We start from the raw sequence: 15,851 nt of genomic DNA, 5'->3' as shown, positions 1-15,851 counted from the left end.
CGACGGCACGCGCGGGTCGGCGCCGGCTTGCTACCCTCACCGGCATGCAGACCGATTCCGAACCGAGGTGCGTCGCGACACGGCGCCGTGCAGGCGTGCCGCTGGCGCTCGTCGCGGCGGTGTGGCTGGCCGGATGCGCAGGGCTGCCGCAGGCCACCGGTGGGCGGCCGACGGCGGCGGGCGCGGCCACGCCGATGGCGCGTGCGGCCACCGCGGGCACGCCCGCGCCGAGCGCGACGACGCCGGCGGCATCGGCAGCGACGTCGCCGTCGCCCGCGGCGCCGCGGCCCGACCCGGCACCGCTGCGCCCATTCGCCGACGTCGTGCGCGACGCGCAGCGCATCGACGGCTTCGTGCCGCTGTGGCGCAGGGACGAGCGCGTGTGGCTCGAGATCGCGCCCGAGCGCCTGAACCAGCCGTTCCTGCTGTCGGTCAACGTCGCCAGCTCGGTCGGCGAGCGCGGGTTGTACGCGAGCCAGATGGGGCCGGTGTGGCTCGTCGAGTTCCGCCGCGTCGGCAACACGTTGCAGCTCGTCGCGCGCAACACGCGCTTTCGCGCCGACGGCGACGCAGCGCTGCAGCGCGCCGTCGCGCAGGGCTTCTCGGAGAGCCTGATCGCCCACGGCGCGGTGGCCAGCGCGGCGCACCCGCAGCGGCAGTCGTTCCTCGTCGACGCGGCGTTCCTGCTGTCGGACCTGGCCGGCTACGCGACGGCGCTCGAGCGGGCGTTTCGCATCCCGTACGGGCTCGACCGTGCCAACTCGTCGTTCGAGTCGGTGCGCGCCGACCCGCGTGTGACGGTGCTGCACACGAAGCTGCACTACGCCGCGCCGCGCATCCCGGCGCCGCCCGCGTCGCCGGCACCGGGCGCGGCGCTGCCGACGCCGCCGTCGACGACGCCCGACGCGCGCAGCCTGTTCGTCGGCACCGTCGTCAGCCTGATGGCGCTGCCCGCACAGCCGATGCGACCGCGCGCCGCCGACCCACGCGTCGGGCACTTCACGACGACGTACACCGACTTCAGCCGCGACATCGCCGCCGACGCGCGCGTGCGCCTCGTCAACCGCTGGCGGCTCGAGAAGAAGGACCCGGCCGCGCCCGTGAGCGAGCCGGTGCAGCCGATCGTGTTCTGGATCGACCGCAACGTGCCGCCGCGCTACCGCAGCGCGGTGACCGACGGCGTGCTCGAGTGGAACAAGGCCTTCGAGCGCATCGGCTTTCGCGACGCGATCGTCGTGCGCCAGCAGCCCGACGACGCGGCGTTCGACACGATGGACGGCGCGCACGCGTCGATCCGCTGGCTGCTCGGTGTCGACGCCGGATTCGCGCGCGGGCCGAGCCACGCCGACCCGCGCACCGGCGAGATCCTCGACGGCGACATCACGATCACCGACGCCTTCGGCCGCGGCGCGCGCCGCATCTTCGTCGAGCAGGTCGGGGGCGCGTCGTCAGCCAGCGGCAGCGACGAACGGCTGGCGTCACTGGCCACGCAGTGGCAGGGCGCCGGCGCGCCGCAGGCGTGCACGTACCTGCTCGACGCGGCGGCCGACCTGCATTTCGCGCTCGACCTGCTGGAAGCGCGCGGCGACGTCGCCCCCGACGGGCCCGAGGCCGAGGCCTTCGTGCGCGCGGTGATCAAGGACGTCGTCACGCACGAAGTCGGCCACGTGCTCGGGCTGACGCACAACTTCCGTGCGTCGAGCGCGGTCGCCCACGCGCTGCTGCGCGATGCGGCGCACACGCGCGCGCACGGCATCTCGGCGTCGGTGATGGACTACAACCCGATCAACCTGCCGCTGGCGGGCGAGCCGATGGCCGCGCTGGTGCAAGGCGGGCTCGGCGCGTACGACCACTGGGCGATCGAGTACGCCTACGCGCCGCTGCCCGAAGCCGACGAGAAGGCGGCGCTGGAGGCGATCGCAGCGCGCGCACGCGACGACCCGGCGCTCGCCTTCGGCGACGACATCGACGCCGGCGGCCTCGACCCGCGCGTCAACCGCTTCGACCTCGGCGACGACGCGCTGGCCTTCGTCGAGCGCCGCATCGCGCTGACGCACGAGCTGTGGCAGCGCACGCAGCAGCGCGGCTGGCAGCCCGGCGACGACCCGCTGCGGCTGCGGCGCACGCTGCTGGCCGGGTTCCGCCAGCTGCGCGAGCTGCCGGCGCTGGCCGCCAAACACGTCGGCGGCATGTATGCCGAGCGCGACCGTCCGGGCGACGGCCGGCCGGCGTACCGCCCCGTCGAGCCGCAGCGCCAGCGCCAGGCGCTCGCGCTGCTGACCGACACGCTGTTTCGCGTCGACAGCTTCCGCTTCAAGCCCGAGTTCCTCGCCAGCCTGCCGCCGGACTATGCCGAGTTCGGTGCCGGTCGCGGCGGGCCGGTGAGCATCCCGCAGGCCGTGCTGCAGCTGCAGACGTCGGCGCTCGACCGGCTGCTCGACCCCGGCACCGCGCAGCGCCTGCTCGAGCTGCCGCTGTACCTGCCCGAGTCCGAGCGCAGCACCGCGCTGTCGCTGCACGAGGTCTATGCGACGGTGCAGCACGCGGTGTGGCGCGAGCTCGCTACCGGCGGCGAGATCGACCGCCTGCGCCGCGACCTGCAGCGCGAGCACCTGCGCCGGCTGCAGGCCGCGCTGACGCGGCCGCTCGGGCTGCCTTCGGACGCGCTGAGCCTGCAGCGGCTGCTGGCCACCGAGCTGCAGCGTGACCTCCAGCGCGCGGTGGGCCGCGCCGCCGCGGGCCTGTCGGTCGAGACGCGCGCGCACCTGGCCGACAGCCTCGCGCTGCTCGGCGAGGCGCTGCGCGCGTCGTTCGTGCGGCAGTAGGCGCGCGCCGCGCTCAGCGGCGCGCGAGCGCGGCGAGCAGCTTGTCGTGGATGCCGCCGAAGCCGCCGTTGCTCATCACGAGCACGTGGTCGCCCGGCTTCGCGGCACGGCGGATCTCGGCCACCAGGGCGTCGACGGTGTCGGCGACGACGGCGGGTGGCTCGACCGGCGCCAGTGCCTCGCGCGGGTCCCAGCCGAGGCCGCCGGCGTGGCAGAACACGAGGTCGGCCTCTTCGAGGGCCCACGGCAGCTGCGCCTTCATCGTGCCGAGCTTCATCGTGTTCGAGCGCGGCTCGAACACGGCGAGGATGCGCTCGCTCGGGCCGATGCGCCGGCGCAGTCCGTCGACCGTCGTGCGTATCGCGGTCGGGTGGTGCGCGAAGTCGTCGTAGACCCTGACCCCGCCGGCCTCGCCGCGCAGCTCGAGGCGCCGGCGCACGTTGCCGAAGCGCGCCAACGCTGCGCAGGCGGCCTCGGGCGCGACGCCGACGTGCTCGGCGGCGGCCACCGCGGCCAGCGCGTTGAGCTGGTTGTGCTCGCCCAGCAGCGCCCAGTCGACGCGGCCGACCTTCAGGCCGCCGCGCAGCACGTCGAACGCGTGCGGCTCGCCGCGCGCACGCCAGACGCCGGGTTCCTCGCGCAGCGCGCCGAAGCGCTCGACGCCGCTCCAGCAGCCGCGCGCGAGCACGCGCGCGAGCGCCTCGTCGCGCGCGTTGACGACGAGCCGGCCGCGGCCGGCCACGGTGCGCACGAGGTGGTGGAACTGCGTCTCGATCGCCGCCAGGTCGGGGAAGATGTCGGCGTGGTCGTACTCGAGGTTGTTGAGGATCGCGGTGCGCGGCCGGTAGTGGACGAACTTGCTGCGCTTGTCGAAGAACGCGGTGTCGTACTCGTCGGCCTCGATGACGAACGGCGTACCGGGTGCCGTCGCGCCCAGCCGCGCCGAGACGCCGAAGTTCATCGGCACGCCGCCGACGAGGAAACCCGGCTGCAGGCCGGCGGCATCGAGGATCCACGCGAGCATCGACGTCGTCGTCGTCTTGCCGTGCGTGCCCGCCACCGCGAGCACGTGGCGGCCGGGCAGCACGTGTTCGGCGAGCCACTGCGGCCCGCTCGTGTAGCGCGCGCCGACGTCGAGGATCGCCTCGATCAGCGGGTTGCCGCGGCTGACGACGTTGCCGACGACGAACACGTCGGGCGCGAGCGCGAGCTGGTCGGCGCCCCAGCCCTCGATCAGCTCGATGCCCAGCGCGTGCAGCTGATCGCTCATCGGCGGGTAGACGTTGGCGTCGCAGCCCGTCACGCGATGGCCGGCCTCGCGCGCGAGCGCCGCGAGCCCGCCCATGAAGGTGCCGCAGATGCCGAGGACGTGGAGGTGCATGGCACGACATTCTAGGAGTCGCCCCTCGGGCAAGCCCGGTGCGTCAGGGTCCAAGCATGGATCGTGCCCCGTTGGCGTGGATCGCCGGGCACGCGTTCGCTCATCCGCGGATCGGGGCGATGCACCTGGCCGGCATCGCGGCGATGCCCGGCGGCCTGCCGACCGTCGAGCCACGCGTGCGGGGGGCGACCCCCCCCCCCCCCCCCGCCCAGTGAGGCCACTGGCGCGGCTCGCGCTGCCCGTGACGATCACCAGCTTCGCGCTCGCGGCGGCGAGCAGCCTGTTGCCGTTCGCGACGCAGCCGGCGCAACCTCTGGCGAGCAACACGTTCGCGTTGTAGATGACGTCGCTGATGCTCGCCTGACTGAACGCCGCCGCCGGTGCGTTCGCGCTGCCCGCCTTTGCCCATCACGGCCGGAGCAGCTTCGACCAGAACTGGCCGATCCTCCTGTCGGGCAAGGCCCTGAAGGTCGACTGGCGCAACCCGCACGTCGAGTTCGACCTCGAGCTCGACGCTGGCCTGAAGCTGCTGGCCGACCTCGCGAGCCGGCCGCTGCCGGTGCAAAGCGCGCCGGTCGACGGGCTGGCATCACGTTCGCCGGCGAGAAGGGCGACGCCGTGCTGCGTGCCGTGTACGCCTGGATCGGCGGCCGCGCCGACGGCCTGCGATCGTCGCCGGTTTGAGCGACGAGCCCGACGGCGGCGCCGCCCCCTACACTGCTCGGCGAACGCTTGGGCAAGAGGGGGCGACGATGCGCATCGGGGTGCTGACGGGCGGCGGCGACTGCCCGGGGTTGAACGCGGTGCTCCGCGCCGTCACGAAGTCGCTGATCGGCACCTGCAGCGCCGAGGTGATCGGCATAGAGGACGGCTTCCAGGGCCTGATCGACGGCCGCATGCGTGTGCTCGACTGGCGCGCGGTGAGCGGCATCCTCGCCACCGGCGGCACCATCCTCGGCACGAGCAACCGCGCCAACCCCCTCGGCTCGGCGGAGACCCTCGAGGCAGCACTGCGCCATGCGCGCGAGTGGCGGCTCGACGGCATCGTCGCGATCGGCGGCGACGGCACGATGGCGATCGCCGGCGGGCTCGAGCCGCACGGCCTGAAAATCGTCGGTGTGCCGAAAACGATCGACAACGACATCGAGGGCTGCGACCGCAGCTTCGGCTTCGACACCGCGGTGGCCATCGTCACCGAGGCGCTCGAGCGCGTGCAGACCACCGGCCAGAGCCACGGCCGCGTGATGATCGTCGAGACGATGGGCCGCTACGCGGGCTGGATCGCGCTCGAGGCCGGCATCGCCGGCGCCGCCGACGTGATCCTGCTGCCCGAGATCGACTACGACGTCGACGCAGTGGCTGCCGTGTGCCGCGAGCGCGAGCAGCGCCAGCGCTACACCGTGATCTGCATCGCCGAAGGCGCGAAGCCGCGCAGCGGCGAGATGACGATCGAGCGGCGGCTCACCGACAGCCCCGACCCGGTGCGCCTGGGCGGCGTCGCCCACGTGCTGCGCGCGCAGCTGCAGCCGCACCTCAAGAGCGAGGTGCGCGCCACCGTGCTCGGCCACGTGCAGCGCGGCGGCGCGCCGACGCCGTTCGACCGCGTGCTCGCGACGCGCTTCGGCAACGAGGCCGCGCACCTCGTGCAGCGCGGCGAGTTCGGCCGCATGGTCACGCTGGCCGGCGCCGAACTCGGCAGTGTGCCGCTGGCTGACGTCGCCGGCCGCAACCGCCGCGTGCCGGCCGGGCACCCTTTGCTGACCTGCGCGCGGCAGATCGGGGTGTCGCTCGGCGAGCGCTGACCGCGCTGCCTCAGAGGAGTTCGCCCAGAGACAGGATGGCCGCAATCAGTTGGGCGTGTCTGGCGCTGTGGCTCGCGTGGGCCGCGCGGGCCAGCTGGTGATCGCGGGCCGGGGGTGCGGGTGCGTGCTCTGCCCCATGAGCCAGCGCCTCCTCGTGGCGAGCGATCTCGGCGCGGTGGGCGGCGATCTCGGCTTCGTGCGCGTACAGCTGCGCCTCGGCGCGGCGCAGCACGGCCAAGGCACGCATGTGATCGGCGTTCCATTGCAGGTGCTCCTGCTCGTGGCGCAGGTGATCGCGGTGGTCCTGCAGTTCTGGGCCCTCGAGCGGCTTCGAAGTCATCGTGATGCTCCTTGTGCGGTAGGTGGAGGGGACGAGGCGGCCCGGCCTTGCCGTGCTGGCGCGTGTCGCCGTCGCCACGCCAGCGTAGCGAGGTAGACCGCGGCACTGCTCAGCACGACGACGGCGCCTGCGGGTGTGTCGGTCTCGAAAGCGAGACCAAGACCCAACACGATCTCGGCGGCGGCGATGGCCCCGGTCAGCACCATCGCGCGGCCGATTGCATCCGACAGCAGCAAGGCGGTCGCGGCCGGCAGCGTCAGCAGCGCCATCACCAGCACGAGGCCCACGGCTTGCATGAGAAACACGACGGCCAGCGCCACCGTCACGAGCACGGCGATTTCGATCGCGAGCGTCGGCAACCCGCGCAGGCGGGCAAACTCTTCGTCGAACGTCGTCGCCACCAGCGCGCGCCAGCCCAACCAGACGGCCAGCAGCATGAGTGCGTCGAGTGCGGCCATCATCACCACCTGTCCAGGGGAGACCAGCAGCAGGTTGCCCAGCAGGTAGCTCATCAGGTCGGTGCTGTAGCCGGGCGTGCGCGCGATCGCGACGATGCCCACCGCCATGCCCACCGCCCACACGGCGCCGATCAGCATGTCCTCGCGCTCGGCGCCGCGGCGTGCGATCCAGCCCACCAGCAGCGCCGCGACGACGGCGGCGACGGCGGCACCGGTCAGCGGATCGCGGCCGAGCCAGTGCGCCAGCCCCATGCCACCAAGCACCGCGTGTGCGATTCCGCCAGCCATGAACGTGATGCGCTTGACGACGACCAGCGTGCCGACGACGGCGCACCCCACGGCGGCCAGCAGTCCGGCCACGAGTGCGGTGCGCAGAAAGTCGTGGGCGATCAGGGCCTGGACGAAGCTCATGACCGATGCACTGGGGCCGTGGCGTCGGCATGGTCGACCAGCTGTACCGGCATGCCGTACAGCCGCTCGAGAGCACCAACGGCCAGAGGCAGCGCCGGGTGGCAGGTCAGCGTGCGGTTCAGGCACGCGATGCGGTCGACGTGTCGCGAAACGAGACCAATGTCGTGTGAGACCACCACGATCGCCATCCGATCGCGCAGCTGCGACAGCAGATCGAACAGCCCGTGTTCGGCGCGCGTGTCGACGTGCGCCGTCGGTTCGTCGAGCAGCATCAGCGCCGGCTCGGTGGCCAGCGCACGCGCGATGAGGACGCGCTGAAGCTGGCCCCCCGACAGTCGCGAGATCGCGCGTGAAGCCAGATCTCGAACGCCGGTGACGGTCATCGCGTCAGCCGCTGCCGCGTGGTCCTCGGGTGTCGGCCGGCGCCACCATGCGCGACGCCCAAGCCGACCGTGCAGGACGGTTTCGCGAACGCTGATCGGGAAGTCGCGCCGGAACGTAGCGAACTGCGGGACATAGCCCACGCGCGGGCGTGCCTGTACCGGCGGCAGCCCGAGCACACGTACCGTACCGCAGTCGGGCTCGAGCAGTCCGAGGGCAAGCCGCACCAGCGTGCTCTTGCCGCCCCCATTCGGGCCGATGAGCGCGACGAACTCGTGTGCTGCCACATGCAGGCTGACGTCGGCGAGCACCGTGTGCTCGCCGTACGTGAACTCGACGTGGTCGAACTCGAGTGCGTAGGCTCGGCCAGTCATCGCAGGCTGCGCGCGATCGCCTCGCCGACGAGCCGCAGGTTGCCGAGAAGGTCCTCGGCCAGCGGGTCGATCGTCACCACTTCGCCACCGATCGCCCGCGCGACCTGCTCGGCAGCCTTGCGGCTGAATTGAGGTTGCACGAAGACGACGCGGATGTCGTCGGCTCGGGCGCGTTCGATGATGCGTGCGAGTGCCTTCGGTGGCGGCTCCTTGCCCTCGACCTCGATCGACACCTGCTCGAGCCCGTAATCGCTCGCGAGGTAGCCCCACGAAGGGTGGAACACCATGAACCGGCGCCCGGTCTTGCCAGAGAAAAGCCGTTGCAATTCGGCGTCGAGCGTGTCGAGTTCTCGCGCATAAGCGGTGTACCCGCTGTCGAAGCGTTCGCGCTCGGTGGGTCGCAGCGCGATCAGTGCATCGCGCACCGTTGCCGCCTGCCTGCGCACCAGGCGCGGGCTGTTCCAGATGTGAGGATCGAGCGTCGGGCCTGGCTGCGCCCCGGTGTGGCGGTGGTCGTGGCCGTGCGAGTGATCGCGATCGGCCATCGGCCGCAGCTCGATGCCTTGGCGCAGGTCAACAACGGGCACCCGCGGCGATGACTTGTCGAGCCGCGCCACCAGTCGGTCTTCGAACGGCATGCCGACGCGAAAGAAGACGCGCGCCTGCATCAGCGCCGCGACCTGCGACGGGGCCGGCTCATAAGTGTGTACGTCCTGACCGGGGCGCACGAGGATGTCCACCTGCACCGCTGGGCCGCCGACACGCTCGACGACCTGCTTGTACGGCAGCACGCCGACCGCCACCCGCAGTGGCTCGCTCGCTTTCGCCCGCGAGCTGGCCCAAGGGGCCGTCGCGAGTGTTGCGAGTGCCCCCAGCACCAACCGGCGCGGCACCGGTGGGGCGTGGCCAGTGCGGTGGGGATGCGATCGGGTGTTCATGTTCGTATGGCTCTGACAGCAGCGTGCGCTTTGGTTGACGTCAAAGGGGCCGTGTGACGATTCACAGTTTATCATTTTAATGCGAACAAGAGTGCATTAGTATATGAGTCGAGTGAAGCTCAAGCGGCTGCAGCACAGCGTCGAAAGCAGCCCTTCAAACTGACCATGAACCTGCCCCGTCTGCCCGTCACCGTGCTGTCCGGCTTCCTCGGCGCCGGCAAAACCACGCTTCTGAACCATGTGCTCGCCAACCGCGAGGGTCTGCGCGTGGCAGTGATCGTCAACGACATGAGCGAGGTCAACATCGACGCCTCGCTCGTCGAGCGCAGTGCGGGGAACGTCGGCGCGGCGCTGTCGCGCACGGAAGAGAAGCTTGTCGAGATGAGCAACGGCTGCATCTGCTGCACGCTGCGCGAGGACCTGCTGCTCGAAGTGCGCAAGCTGGCCGCAGAAGGACGTTTCGACTATCTGTTGATCGAGTCCACCGGTATCGGTGAGCCGCTGCCGGTGGCGGCGACGTTCGATTTCACCGACGAGCACGGGGTGTCGCTCAATGACGTGGCGCGCATCGACGCGATGGTCACCGTCGTCGACGCGTGCAACCTGCTTGCCGACTACACCAGCACCGATCTGCTCGAGCAGCGCGGTGGCAGTGCCGGTCCTGACGACACGCGCACGCTGGCCGCGCTGCTCGCCGAGCAGATCGAGTTCGCCGACGTCGTCGTCGTCAACAAGATCGACAAGGTCGACGCGGCGCGGTGCGGCGAGGTTACCGCGGTGATCAAGGCGCTGAACCCGGTGGCGAGAATCCTCTACGCCGATCACGGGCGGGTGCCTCTGAAGGAAGTCCTCGGCACGGAGCTTTTCGACATGGAGCGTGCCAGCCGCACGCCTGGCTGGGTGCGCGCGCTCGAAGGCGAGCACACGCCCGAGACCGAGGCCTACGGCATCGGGAGCTTCGTGCTGCGCAGCCGCGAGCCTCTGCACCCCTGGCGGTTCAGCACCTTCATGGACATGCCGCTGCCTGGCCTGCTGCGCGCAAAGGGCTATGTGTGGCTCGCCAGCCGGCCGGACTGGGTCGTTAGCTACTCGCGCACCGGAAACACGGCCACACACGAACCGGTGGGCCGCTGGTGGGCCGCCGCGCCGCGCGACCACTGGCCGCCACCTGGGACGCCCGAGCGTTTGGCGCTCGAAGAACGCTGGCAGGAACCGCACGGCGATCGACTCAACGAGGTCGTCTTCATCGGCCGGGGCATGGACCGCACCGCCATCGAGCATGCATGGAAGGCCGCGCATCTGAACGCCACCGAGATGCGCGAGGGACAGAGGGGCTACGGCGGCTGGGCCGACTTGCCCGACCCGTTCCCGTCGTGGCAAATCGCGGAAGTGCAGGCATGAGAGTGCCATCGGTCCAGCCGGGCAACGCGCAGCGGCAACACTGCATCCCCCAGCCGTATGGCAGGGCGCTGCCAAGGCCGCTCAGCGGGCTCGCCAAGCACGATGCGACCAAGCCGTTGCACGGCGCCCGGGCGCGGTTCGCGGCAGCATTGAGCGGGTCGAGGGCGGCCCGAAACCCGCACCCGAAGTCGGCCCCGATGTCCTGCTGCCATGCACCCCAGCGACGCCGTGAGCCGCGCGGTGTCGATGCACGGCGGGATGAACGCCGACGCCTTGCAGTGCGCGTGTCCAAGCGCGAGGCGCACGGCTGGAGCCTCAGTTGCCGGGTACGGTGGCACAAGGGCGGCATGAGTGGCCGGGTTACAGAGTGGCCTGGAGCCGTGCATCGACCACGACCAGGACGCGGCGTGGCTGCGCGTACAGCTGGGACCCGGCATCGACGGTGCGCCTGCCGGGTCCAACCCGACCGCGTTGTGATGGTGCAGAGCACGTCAGTGCCCGCGCTGGAGGCAATGGGCATCGGTCGCATGGCCGAAGTGCTGACGTTCGTGAACCAACCGGGTATCGAGCTCGCCGCCTGGTCGCGAGATCGGGATCCTCTTTGGGTGCACTGGCTCGATTCGCTGTCGCCGGATGCCTTGCCCGCATGCCGCCTGGAGCTGGCGCCTGCGGATGCCGCCGCGTGGCTCGACGGCCGCTTCGACGCCTGTGTCACGCCCCGCGGCCAGGCACGCGCCGCGCTCATCATGGAGATGGCGCGCTTGGTGGACCTGTTCGCAAGGCTGGCGCGAGCACCGGGCGTGCGTCTGCGGCTGGATATGGTCACCGACAACGCGTGTCGCCGCTGGCACCGCGACTGCGTGCCGCAGCGATTGATCTGTACCTACCGCGGCCCCGGCACGCAGCGGGTGAGGCCGGCCGATGGCGCACAGGTGCTGTCGCGGCCGGACGACGACGCGCCGCGGGCCATATCGTTTCGGGCCGAGGACGTGGCGGTGTTCAAAGGCTGTGGTGCGCCCGGTCAAACGTGCGACGGTTGCATCGTGCACTGCTCGCCGCGCGTCGACGGTACCGGGCATGTCCGGCTCGTGCTGGTGCTGGACACCGGATGACGTTCCCGTCTGCCATTGGCCTGCCTCGCAGTACGGCTTCGCCCGCAAGTGCTGTGTCTTCGTTGTGTTGGAGCATCGACATGAACCATTTCCCGGTATGGGCGTTGGCCACCGCCGGCATCCTCGCTTCCTGGCCCGCTGCGGCGAACAGCGACATTGACAGCCTGCGCGCTGAAATGGCGCAACTGAGGCAGGCTTACGAGCAGCGCATCACTGCACTGGAGCAGCGGCTGAAGGACGCCGAGTCCAAGAGCACGGCGCCAGCGTCGGCATCGACGAGGGCCAGCTCAACCGAAGCCGCGACGGCGCCGCAGTCTGGCTCCGGCAGCGCCTTCAATCCGCAGATCTCGCTGATCCTCGACGGCGTGTACTACAACGACGACCGTCGGGGTGCCGGCCCCGAACTGCTTGACAGCCTCGACGGCATCAACCATGGACACGGCCACGGAGATCACGACCACGGCGGCCTCGAGCGCGGCTTCAACCTGCGCGAAACCGAACTCGTCTTTTCGGCCACGGTGAGTCCGCACTTCGACGCGTGGGCCACGCTGACGCTCAGTGCCAGCGGTGACGTCGAGCTCGAGGAAGCGTATTTCGACACGCGAAGCCTGCCCTACGGGCTGAAGGTTCGCGGCGGCAAGTTCCTCTCCGGCATCGGCTACCTGAACAGCCAGCACCCGCACCAGTGGGACTTCGTCGACCAGAACCTGCCCTACCGTACGCTGCTCGGCGAGCACGGCCTGAGCGACACCGGGCTGCGTCTGTCGTGGCTTCCGAAGACCGGGAACTGGTACACACAACTGGGCGTCGAGGCGCTGCAAGGCAAGGAGCAGACCTTTGCCACCGCCGGGGAGGAGACGCCGACCGCGCGAGCCGACGGCGCGCCCCTGGCGCCCACGGCCGCGGGCGGGCTGTCGTCCGCCAAGGCGGGGCCGCGCCTGCTGACGCTGTTTGCCAAGCTCGGCCCTGACCTCGGTGCCAACCACGCCGTGCAGTTCGGTGGCTGGCTCGCGCAATCGCGCCAGCACCAGGAGATTCACGACCACACGTTGGATAACCCGGCGGCCAGCGTGCACGCGCTCGAAGGCACGGGCAGGGCCTGGGGCCTGGATGCCGTCTACAAATACGACGCGGGCCGCTACGGCGGGCAGGGGAATGTCAAGCTCGTCGGGGAGTACCTGCGGCTGAACAAGAATTTGAAAATTGCCTTCCACGAGCTCGGAGCGCTCGTCGGCCAGAAGCGAGACTTCACGCAGGACGGCTTCGTCGTGCAGGGCACCTACGGCTTCGCGCCGCACTGGGAAGCCGGGTTGCGCTACGACGTCACGGGCCTGACGAACAAGGTCGATGGCCCGAGCGGCACGCTCAGGAACTGGGACGCGTCCGAGCGCTGGACCGCCGCGCTGACATGGCGCATCGACCATTTCTCGTTGTTCCGGCTGCAGGCGTCGAGCGCCAAGCTGGCGATCGACGGCGAACGCGAAAGCGTCAACCAGGTGTACCTGCAGTACCAGCTCAGCCTTGGCGCGCATGGCGCGCACAGCTTCTGAGGGGGCGCCGGTGAGACGCCTGTGGGTTCTTCTGGGTCTTCTGGCGGTGGGGCCCGCGTGGGCGCTGCAAGTCGTGGCGACGACGGCCAGCATGGGCATGCTCGCTCGCACGGTCGGCGGGCCGCAGGTCCAGGTCAGCGAGCTGGCGCCACCTGATCGCGATGCGCACATGCTGCAGGCGCGTCCTTCGATGCTGCGCGCGCTGCGCGATGCCCAGTTGGTCGTCGCTGTCGGTGCCGAGCTCGAGATCGGCTGGCTGCCGGCAGCGATCAGCGGTGCCGCCAACGGCGCCATCGCGCCGGGGCGGCCCGGTTACTTCGAAGCGGCCGCGCAGGTGCCGCTGCTTGATGCCGGGTTGGCGGCCGACCGAGCGCAGGGCGACGTGCATCCAGGTGGCAATCCGCACGTCAACCTCGATCCGCTGCGGATGGCGGCGATTTCGAAAGCGCTGGCCGAACGGCTCGCGCAGCTCGATCCGGCGAACGCGGCGGGCTACCGCGAGCGGGCGCAGGGCTTCGCGGCTGCCGTCGATGCCCGCGTGCCGACGTGGAAGCGAAAGGCGGCGGGCAGTGCCGGCGTCGTGAGCTTTCACAAGGATGTCGTGTATCTGACAGGTTTCCTCGGCGTGCCTTTCCTCGGCACGCTCGAGCCGGTGCCCGGTGTGGCGCCCACGGCCTCGCACCTGCAGACCCTGGCGGCCAGGCTCGCGGGCAAGAAGGGCGTGATCGTCCACACGCCGTACCAGCCTGCGGCAGGCGCCGAGAAGCTCGCGACCCTGACGGGCTGGCCGGTGGTCGTGCTGCCGATCGAACCGCCGGCCGGCTCCGAGGCGCAGGGCTACTTCGAACTGATCGACCGCTGGGTCGACGTGCTCGCGCGCGCCAGGTGATCCTCAGGCTCGTCGACGCCGTCGCCGGTTACGATCACCCGGTCACGCCGCCAGTGAGCCTGACGCTCGACCGTGGGGAGGTCGTGGGGCTGGCCGGGCCGAACGGTGTCGGCAAATCGACGCTGGTCAAGGCCGTGCTGGGTACGGCCACGTGGTTCGGGGGCTACGTCGAGCGCGCACCGGGCGTGCGGGTCGGGTATCTGTCGCAAAGCCCCGTGCGTCTGCCCGAAGCGCCGCTGTCCGGCGCAGAGCTGCTCGCAGCCGTCGGTGCACGGGCCATGGTCCCGCCGGCACGACTGGCCGCCAAGCTCGCCGTGCGCATCGATCGCTGGTCGGGCGGGGAGTACCAGTTGCTGATGCTGTGGGCCGCGCTCGCGAGTCCCGCCGGGCTGGTGTTGCTCGACGAACCGACCAACCATCTCGACGCCAGCCACATTCAGACGGCCCGTGAGGCGATTGCCGCCGTGCGCGCGCAGCGTGCCGCGCTCGTCGTGAGTCACGACCGCGCATTCCTGGCCGCGGTGTGCACCCGCGTCGTCGAGCTGAACACGCCGGCGGTGCCGGCGGGCGCGTGGCCGCTTCACCGCACAGGTTTGCACGATGCGGCGCGAGCCCGCGTCGCGGGATGAAGACTGCATGGACGGTCCGTTTGTCGTTCCTTTCGTGGCGGGCCTGCTGCTGGCGATGCTGCTGCCGCTGGTGGGCAATCTGCTGCGTCTTCGCGACGAGTGGCTGGCCACGCTCGGGCTGGCGCATACGGCGGCAGCGGGCGCGCTGATCGGCACGGCGCTGCATCTGCCCACCTTCGTCGGATCACTCGCCGGCGCGTGGGCCGGCACTGGCGCCAAACAGCTTGGACACGGGCGCAATTCGGCGTACGGTCTGATGATCCTTGGAGGGTGGGCGACGACGCTGCTGGTGGCAGCCAACACGGCTCGCGGCGAGGCGCTGGCGCACGCCCTCGTCGATGGCCAGCTTTACTTCGCCGGCTGGCGGGAGCTCGCGATCGATACCGCTGTCGTGCTTGCCGTGCTGCCTGCGCTGCGCTGGCTCACGCCCCGGCTCGTCGCGGCACGCTTCTGCCCGGAGCGTGAGCGCGCCAACGGGTCGGCGTCATGGCGCTGGCACCTCGGCTTCGACCTGCTCGCGGCCACGGTGATCGCGGCTGGCACGGCGACCGTCGGCCTGATGGCGAGCTTCGCGCTGATCCTCGTGCCGCCCTGGATCGCGTTCCGTATCGCGGCCGACTGGCGTCACGCGCAGCGCTGGGCCGCGGGCCTCGGCGTGGCCAGCTATATCGCCGCTTTCTGGCTCGCGTTGGCGCTCGATCAGCCTTTCGCGCCGGTGCTGGTGGCACTGCTCCTGGTCGCCTTCGTGCCGCTTTCCAAGATCGGCGTCGTTCGCGGGTCGGCAGCGACGTCGGCGGGGCATGCGGGTTGAGCGTGGATTGCCCGCCAGGTTCGGCGGGGGACGTTCCCCGCACCCAGCCGGGCCATTACACTTCCCGCTGATGCGCACGACAAGCTCTCACCGCTGGCCGCTGTGGCTCGCGACCGTGGCGATGTGGTTCGCCGCGCTCGCGCCGGCAGTGTCGCATGCGTTGGCACGAGCGGGAGGCGACGCGCGCTGGGTCGAGGTGTGCACCGCCCAGGGTTCGCGCTGGGTCGATATCGCCGACCTGGACGGCGAGCAGCCCGCGGCACCAGCCGATGCTGTCGCGGCCTCGCTGGATCACTGTCCGTTCTGTCATCTGGGCCACGGCATGGCCCCGCCGCCGCCGGCGGCGCCCGCACCGACGGCGATTTTTCGCGATGGCTTGCCTTCGCGTCCGTTCACCGCGCCGCCAACCTCACCCGTCTGGCGCGCGCCGCCTTCTCGCGCGCCTCCCGTCCTGTCCTGACGCACTGACTGTCCTCCGCGCGGCCCATCGTTAGGGCTGCATGCCTGCCTCGGCGGCCGCGGAGTGTGTGCACCTTGCGCGCCGGCTCG

Annotated in this window: 15 protein-coding genes and 1 pseudogene; 11 read left to right on the top strand and 5 right to left on the bottom strand. The window is 70.9% G+C overall.

Annotated elements, in window-relative coordinates:
- The first annotated feature begins 44 nt into the window (after positions 1 to 44).
- A complete protein-coding gene (locus DRV96_RS10220; RefSeq protein WP_162911014.1) occupies positions 45 to 2,825 on the top strand; it encodes a zinc-dependent metalloprotease in 2,781 nt (926 codons plus the stop codon).
- Positions 2,826 to 2,838: 13 nt separating this feature from the next.
- Here the strand turns inward: DRV96_RS10220 and mpl are convergent, their stop codons facing one another.
- Entirely contained in the window at positions 2,839 to 4,206 is a 1,368-nt protein-coding gene (gene mpl / locus DRV96_RS10215) for a UDP-N-acetylmuramate:L-alanyl-gamma-D-glutamyl-meso-diaminopimelate ligase (protein WP_119290596.1), read from the bottom strand.
- Positions 4,207 to 4,417: 211 nt separating this feature from the next.
- On the opposite strand from mpl, the gene DRV96_RS18710 reads away from it, so the two are divergent.
- The 3 genes and pseudogenes from DRV96_RS18710 (at position 4,418) to DRV96_RS10205 (ending at position 6,008) form a co-directional block, all read left to right on the top strand.
- Positions 4,418 to 4,546 carry a hypothetical protein gene (locus DRV96_RS18710; protein ID WP_259371661.1) on the top strand — a complete coding sequence of 43 codons (129 nt, stop codon included), beginning with the start codon at positions 4,418 to 4,420 and terminating at the stop codon, positions 4,544 to 4,546.
- A 24-nt stretch (positions 4,547 to 4,570) separates the two neighbouring features.
- Positions 4,571 to 4,651: pseudogene (locus tag DRV96_RS18815) on the top strand (DUF6152 family protein); the annotation flags it as partial.
- Between the two features lie 307 nt (positions 4,652 to 4,958).
- Positions 4,959 to 6,008 (top strand): 6-phosphofructokinase, encoded by a 1,050-nt coding sequence (locus tag DRV96_RS10205; RefSeq protein WP_119290594.1) that lies wholly within the window; start codon positions 4,959 to 4,961, stop codon positions 6,006 to 6,008.
- A gap of 10 nt (positions 6,009 to 6,018) precedes the next feature.
- On the opposite strand, the gene DRV96_RS10200 is transcribed toward DRV96_RS10205, so the two are convergent.
- The 4 genes from DRV96_RS10200 to DRV96_RS10185 are packed head-to-tail and all read right to left on the bottom strand — an operon-like array spanning position 6,019 to position 8,763.
- Positions 6,019 to 6,348 (bottom strand): hypothetical protein, encoded by a 330-nt coding sequence (locus DRV96_RS10200; protein WP_119290592.1) that lies wholly within the window; start codon positions 6,346 to 6,348, stop codon positions 6,019 to 6,021.
- Positions 6,345 to 7,217, bottom strand: a complete 873-nt coding sequence (locus DRV96_RS10195; protein WP_119290590.1) for a metal ABC transporter permease — start codon at positions 7,215 to 7,217, stop codon at positions 6,345 to 6,347. Before DRV96_RS10195 ends, DRV96_RS10200 begins: the two co-directional genes overlap by 4 nt.
- Positions 7,214 to 7,972 carry a metal ABC transporter ATP-binding protein gene (locus DRV96_RS10190; protein WP_119290588.1) on the bottom strand — a complete coding sequence of 253 codons (759 nt, stop codon included), beginning with the start codon at positions 7,970 to 7,972 and terminating at the stop codon, positions 7,214 to 7,216. The genes DRV96_RS10195 and DRV96_RS10190 overlap by 4 nt, the downstream gene beginning before the upstream one ends.
- Positions 7,969 to 8,763 (bottom strand): metal ABC transporter solute-binding protein, Zn/Mn family, encoded by a 795-nt coding sequence (locus tag DRV96_RS10185; RefSeq protein WP_210757019.1) that lies wholly within the window; start codon positions 8,761 to 8,763, stop codon positions 7,969 to 7,971. The genes DRV96_RS10190 and DRV96_RS10185 overlap by 4 nt, the downstream gene beginning before the upstream one ends.
- Before the next feature lie 312 nt (positions 8,764 to 9,075).
- Here DRV96_RS10185 and DRV96_RS10180 point away from each other — a divergent pair, with 312 nt between their 5' ends.
- From DRV96_RS10180 to DRV96_RS10150, 7 genes are all read left to right on the top strand, one after another.
- Positions 9,076 to 10,311: a GTP-binding protein gene (locus DRV96_RS10180; RefSeq protein ID WP_210757018.1), complete on the top strand. Its 1,236-nt coding sequence runs from the start codon at positions 9,076 to 9,078 to the stop codon at positions 10,309 to 10,311.
- 527 nt (positions 10,312 to 10,838) lie between these two features.
- Positions 10,839 to 11,423: a DUF1826 domain-containing protein gene (locus tag DRV96_RS18045; protein WP_162911013.1), complete on the top strand. Its 585-nt coding sequence runs from the start codon at positions 10,839 to 10,841 to the stop codon at positions 11,421 to 11,423.
- An 80-nt stretch (positions 11,424 to 11,503) separates the two neighbouring features.
- Positions 11,504 to 12,973, top strand: a complete 1,470-nt coding sequence (locus DRV96_RS10170) for a carbohydrate porin (protein WP_119290583.1) — start codon at positions 11,504 to 11,506, stop codon at positions 12,971 to 12,973.
- Between the two features lie 10 nt (positions 12,974 to 12,983).
- Positions 12,984 to 13,862 carry a metal ABC transporter substrate-binding protein gene (locus DRV96_RS10165; RefSeq protein ID WP_210757017.1) on the top strand — a complete coding sequence of 293 codons (879 nt, stop codon included), beginning with the start codon at positions 12,984 to 12,986 and terminating at the stop codon, positions 13,860 to 13,862.
- Positions 13,859 to 14,491: an ATP-binding cassette domain-containing protein gene (locus DRV96_RS10160; RefSeq protein ID WP_210757016.1), complete on the top strand. Its 633-nt coding sequence runs from the start codon at positions 13,859 to 13,861 to the stop codon at positions 14,489 to 14,491. Before DRV96_RS10165 ends, DRV96_RS10160 begins: the two co-directional genes overlap by 4 nt.
- 7 nt (positions 14,492 to 14,498) lie before the next feature.
- Positions 14,499 to 15,302: a metal ABC transporter permease gene (locus tag DRV96_RS10155; RefSeq protein WP_119290582.1), complete on the top strand. Its 804-nt coding sequence runs from the start codon at positions 14,499 to 14,501 to the stop codon at positions 15,300 to 15,302.
- A 70-nt stretch (positions 15,303 to 15,372) separates the two neighbouring features.
- Positions 15,373 to 15,762 carry a DUF2946 family protein gene (locus tag DRV96_RS10150; protein ID WP_162911012.1) on the top strand — a complete coding sequence of 130 codons (390 nt, stop codon included), beginning with the start codon at positions 15,373 to 15,375 and terminating at the stop codon, positions 15,760 to 15,762.
- Positions 15,763 to 15,851: the final 89 nt, after the last annotated feature.

Source organism: Azohydromonas sediminis (genome assembly GCF_003574675.1).
GTDB lineage: Bacteria > Pseudomonadota > Gammaproteobacteria > Burkholderiales > Burkholderiaceae_C > Calidifontimicrobium > Calidifontimicrobium sediminis.
The sequence above is the reverse complement of the archived record's forward strand: the minus strand, read 5'-3'. Positions and strand labels throughout refer to the sequence as shown.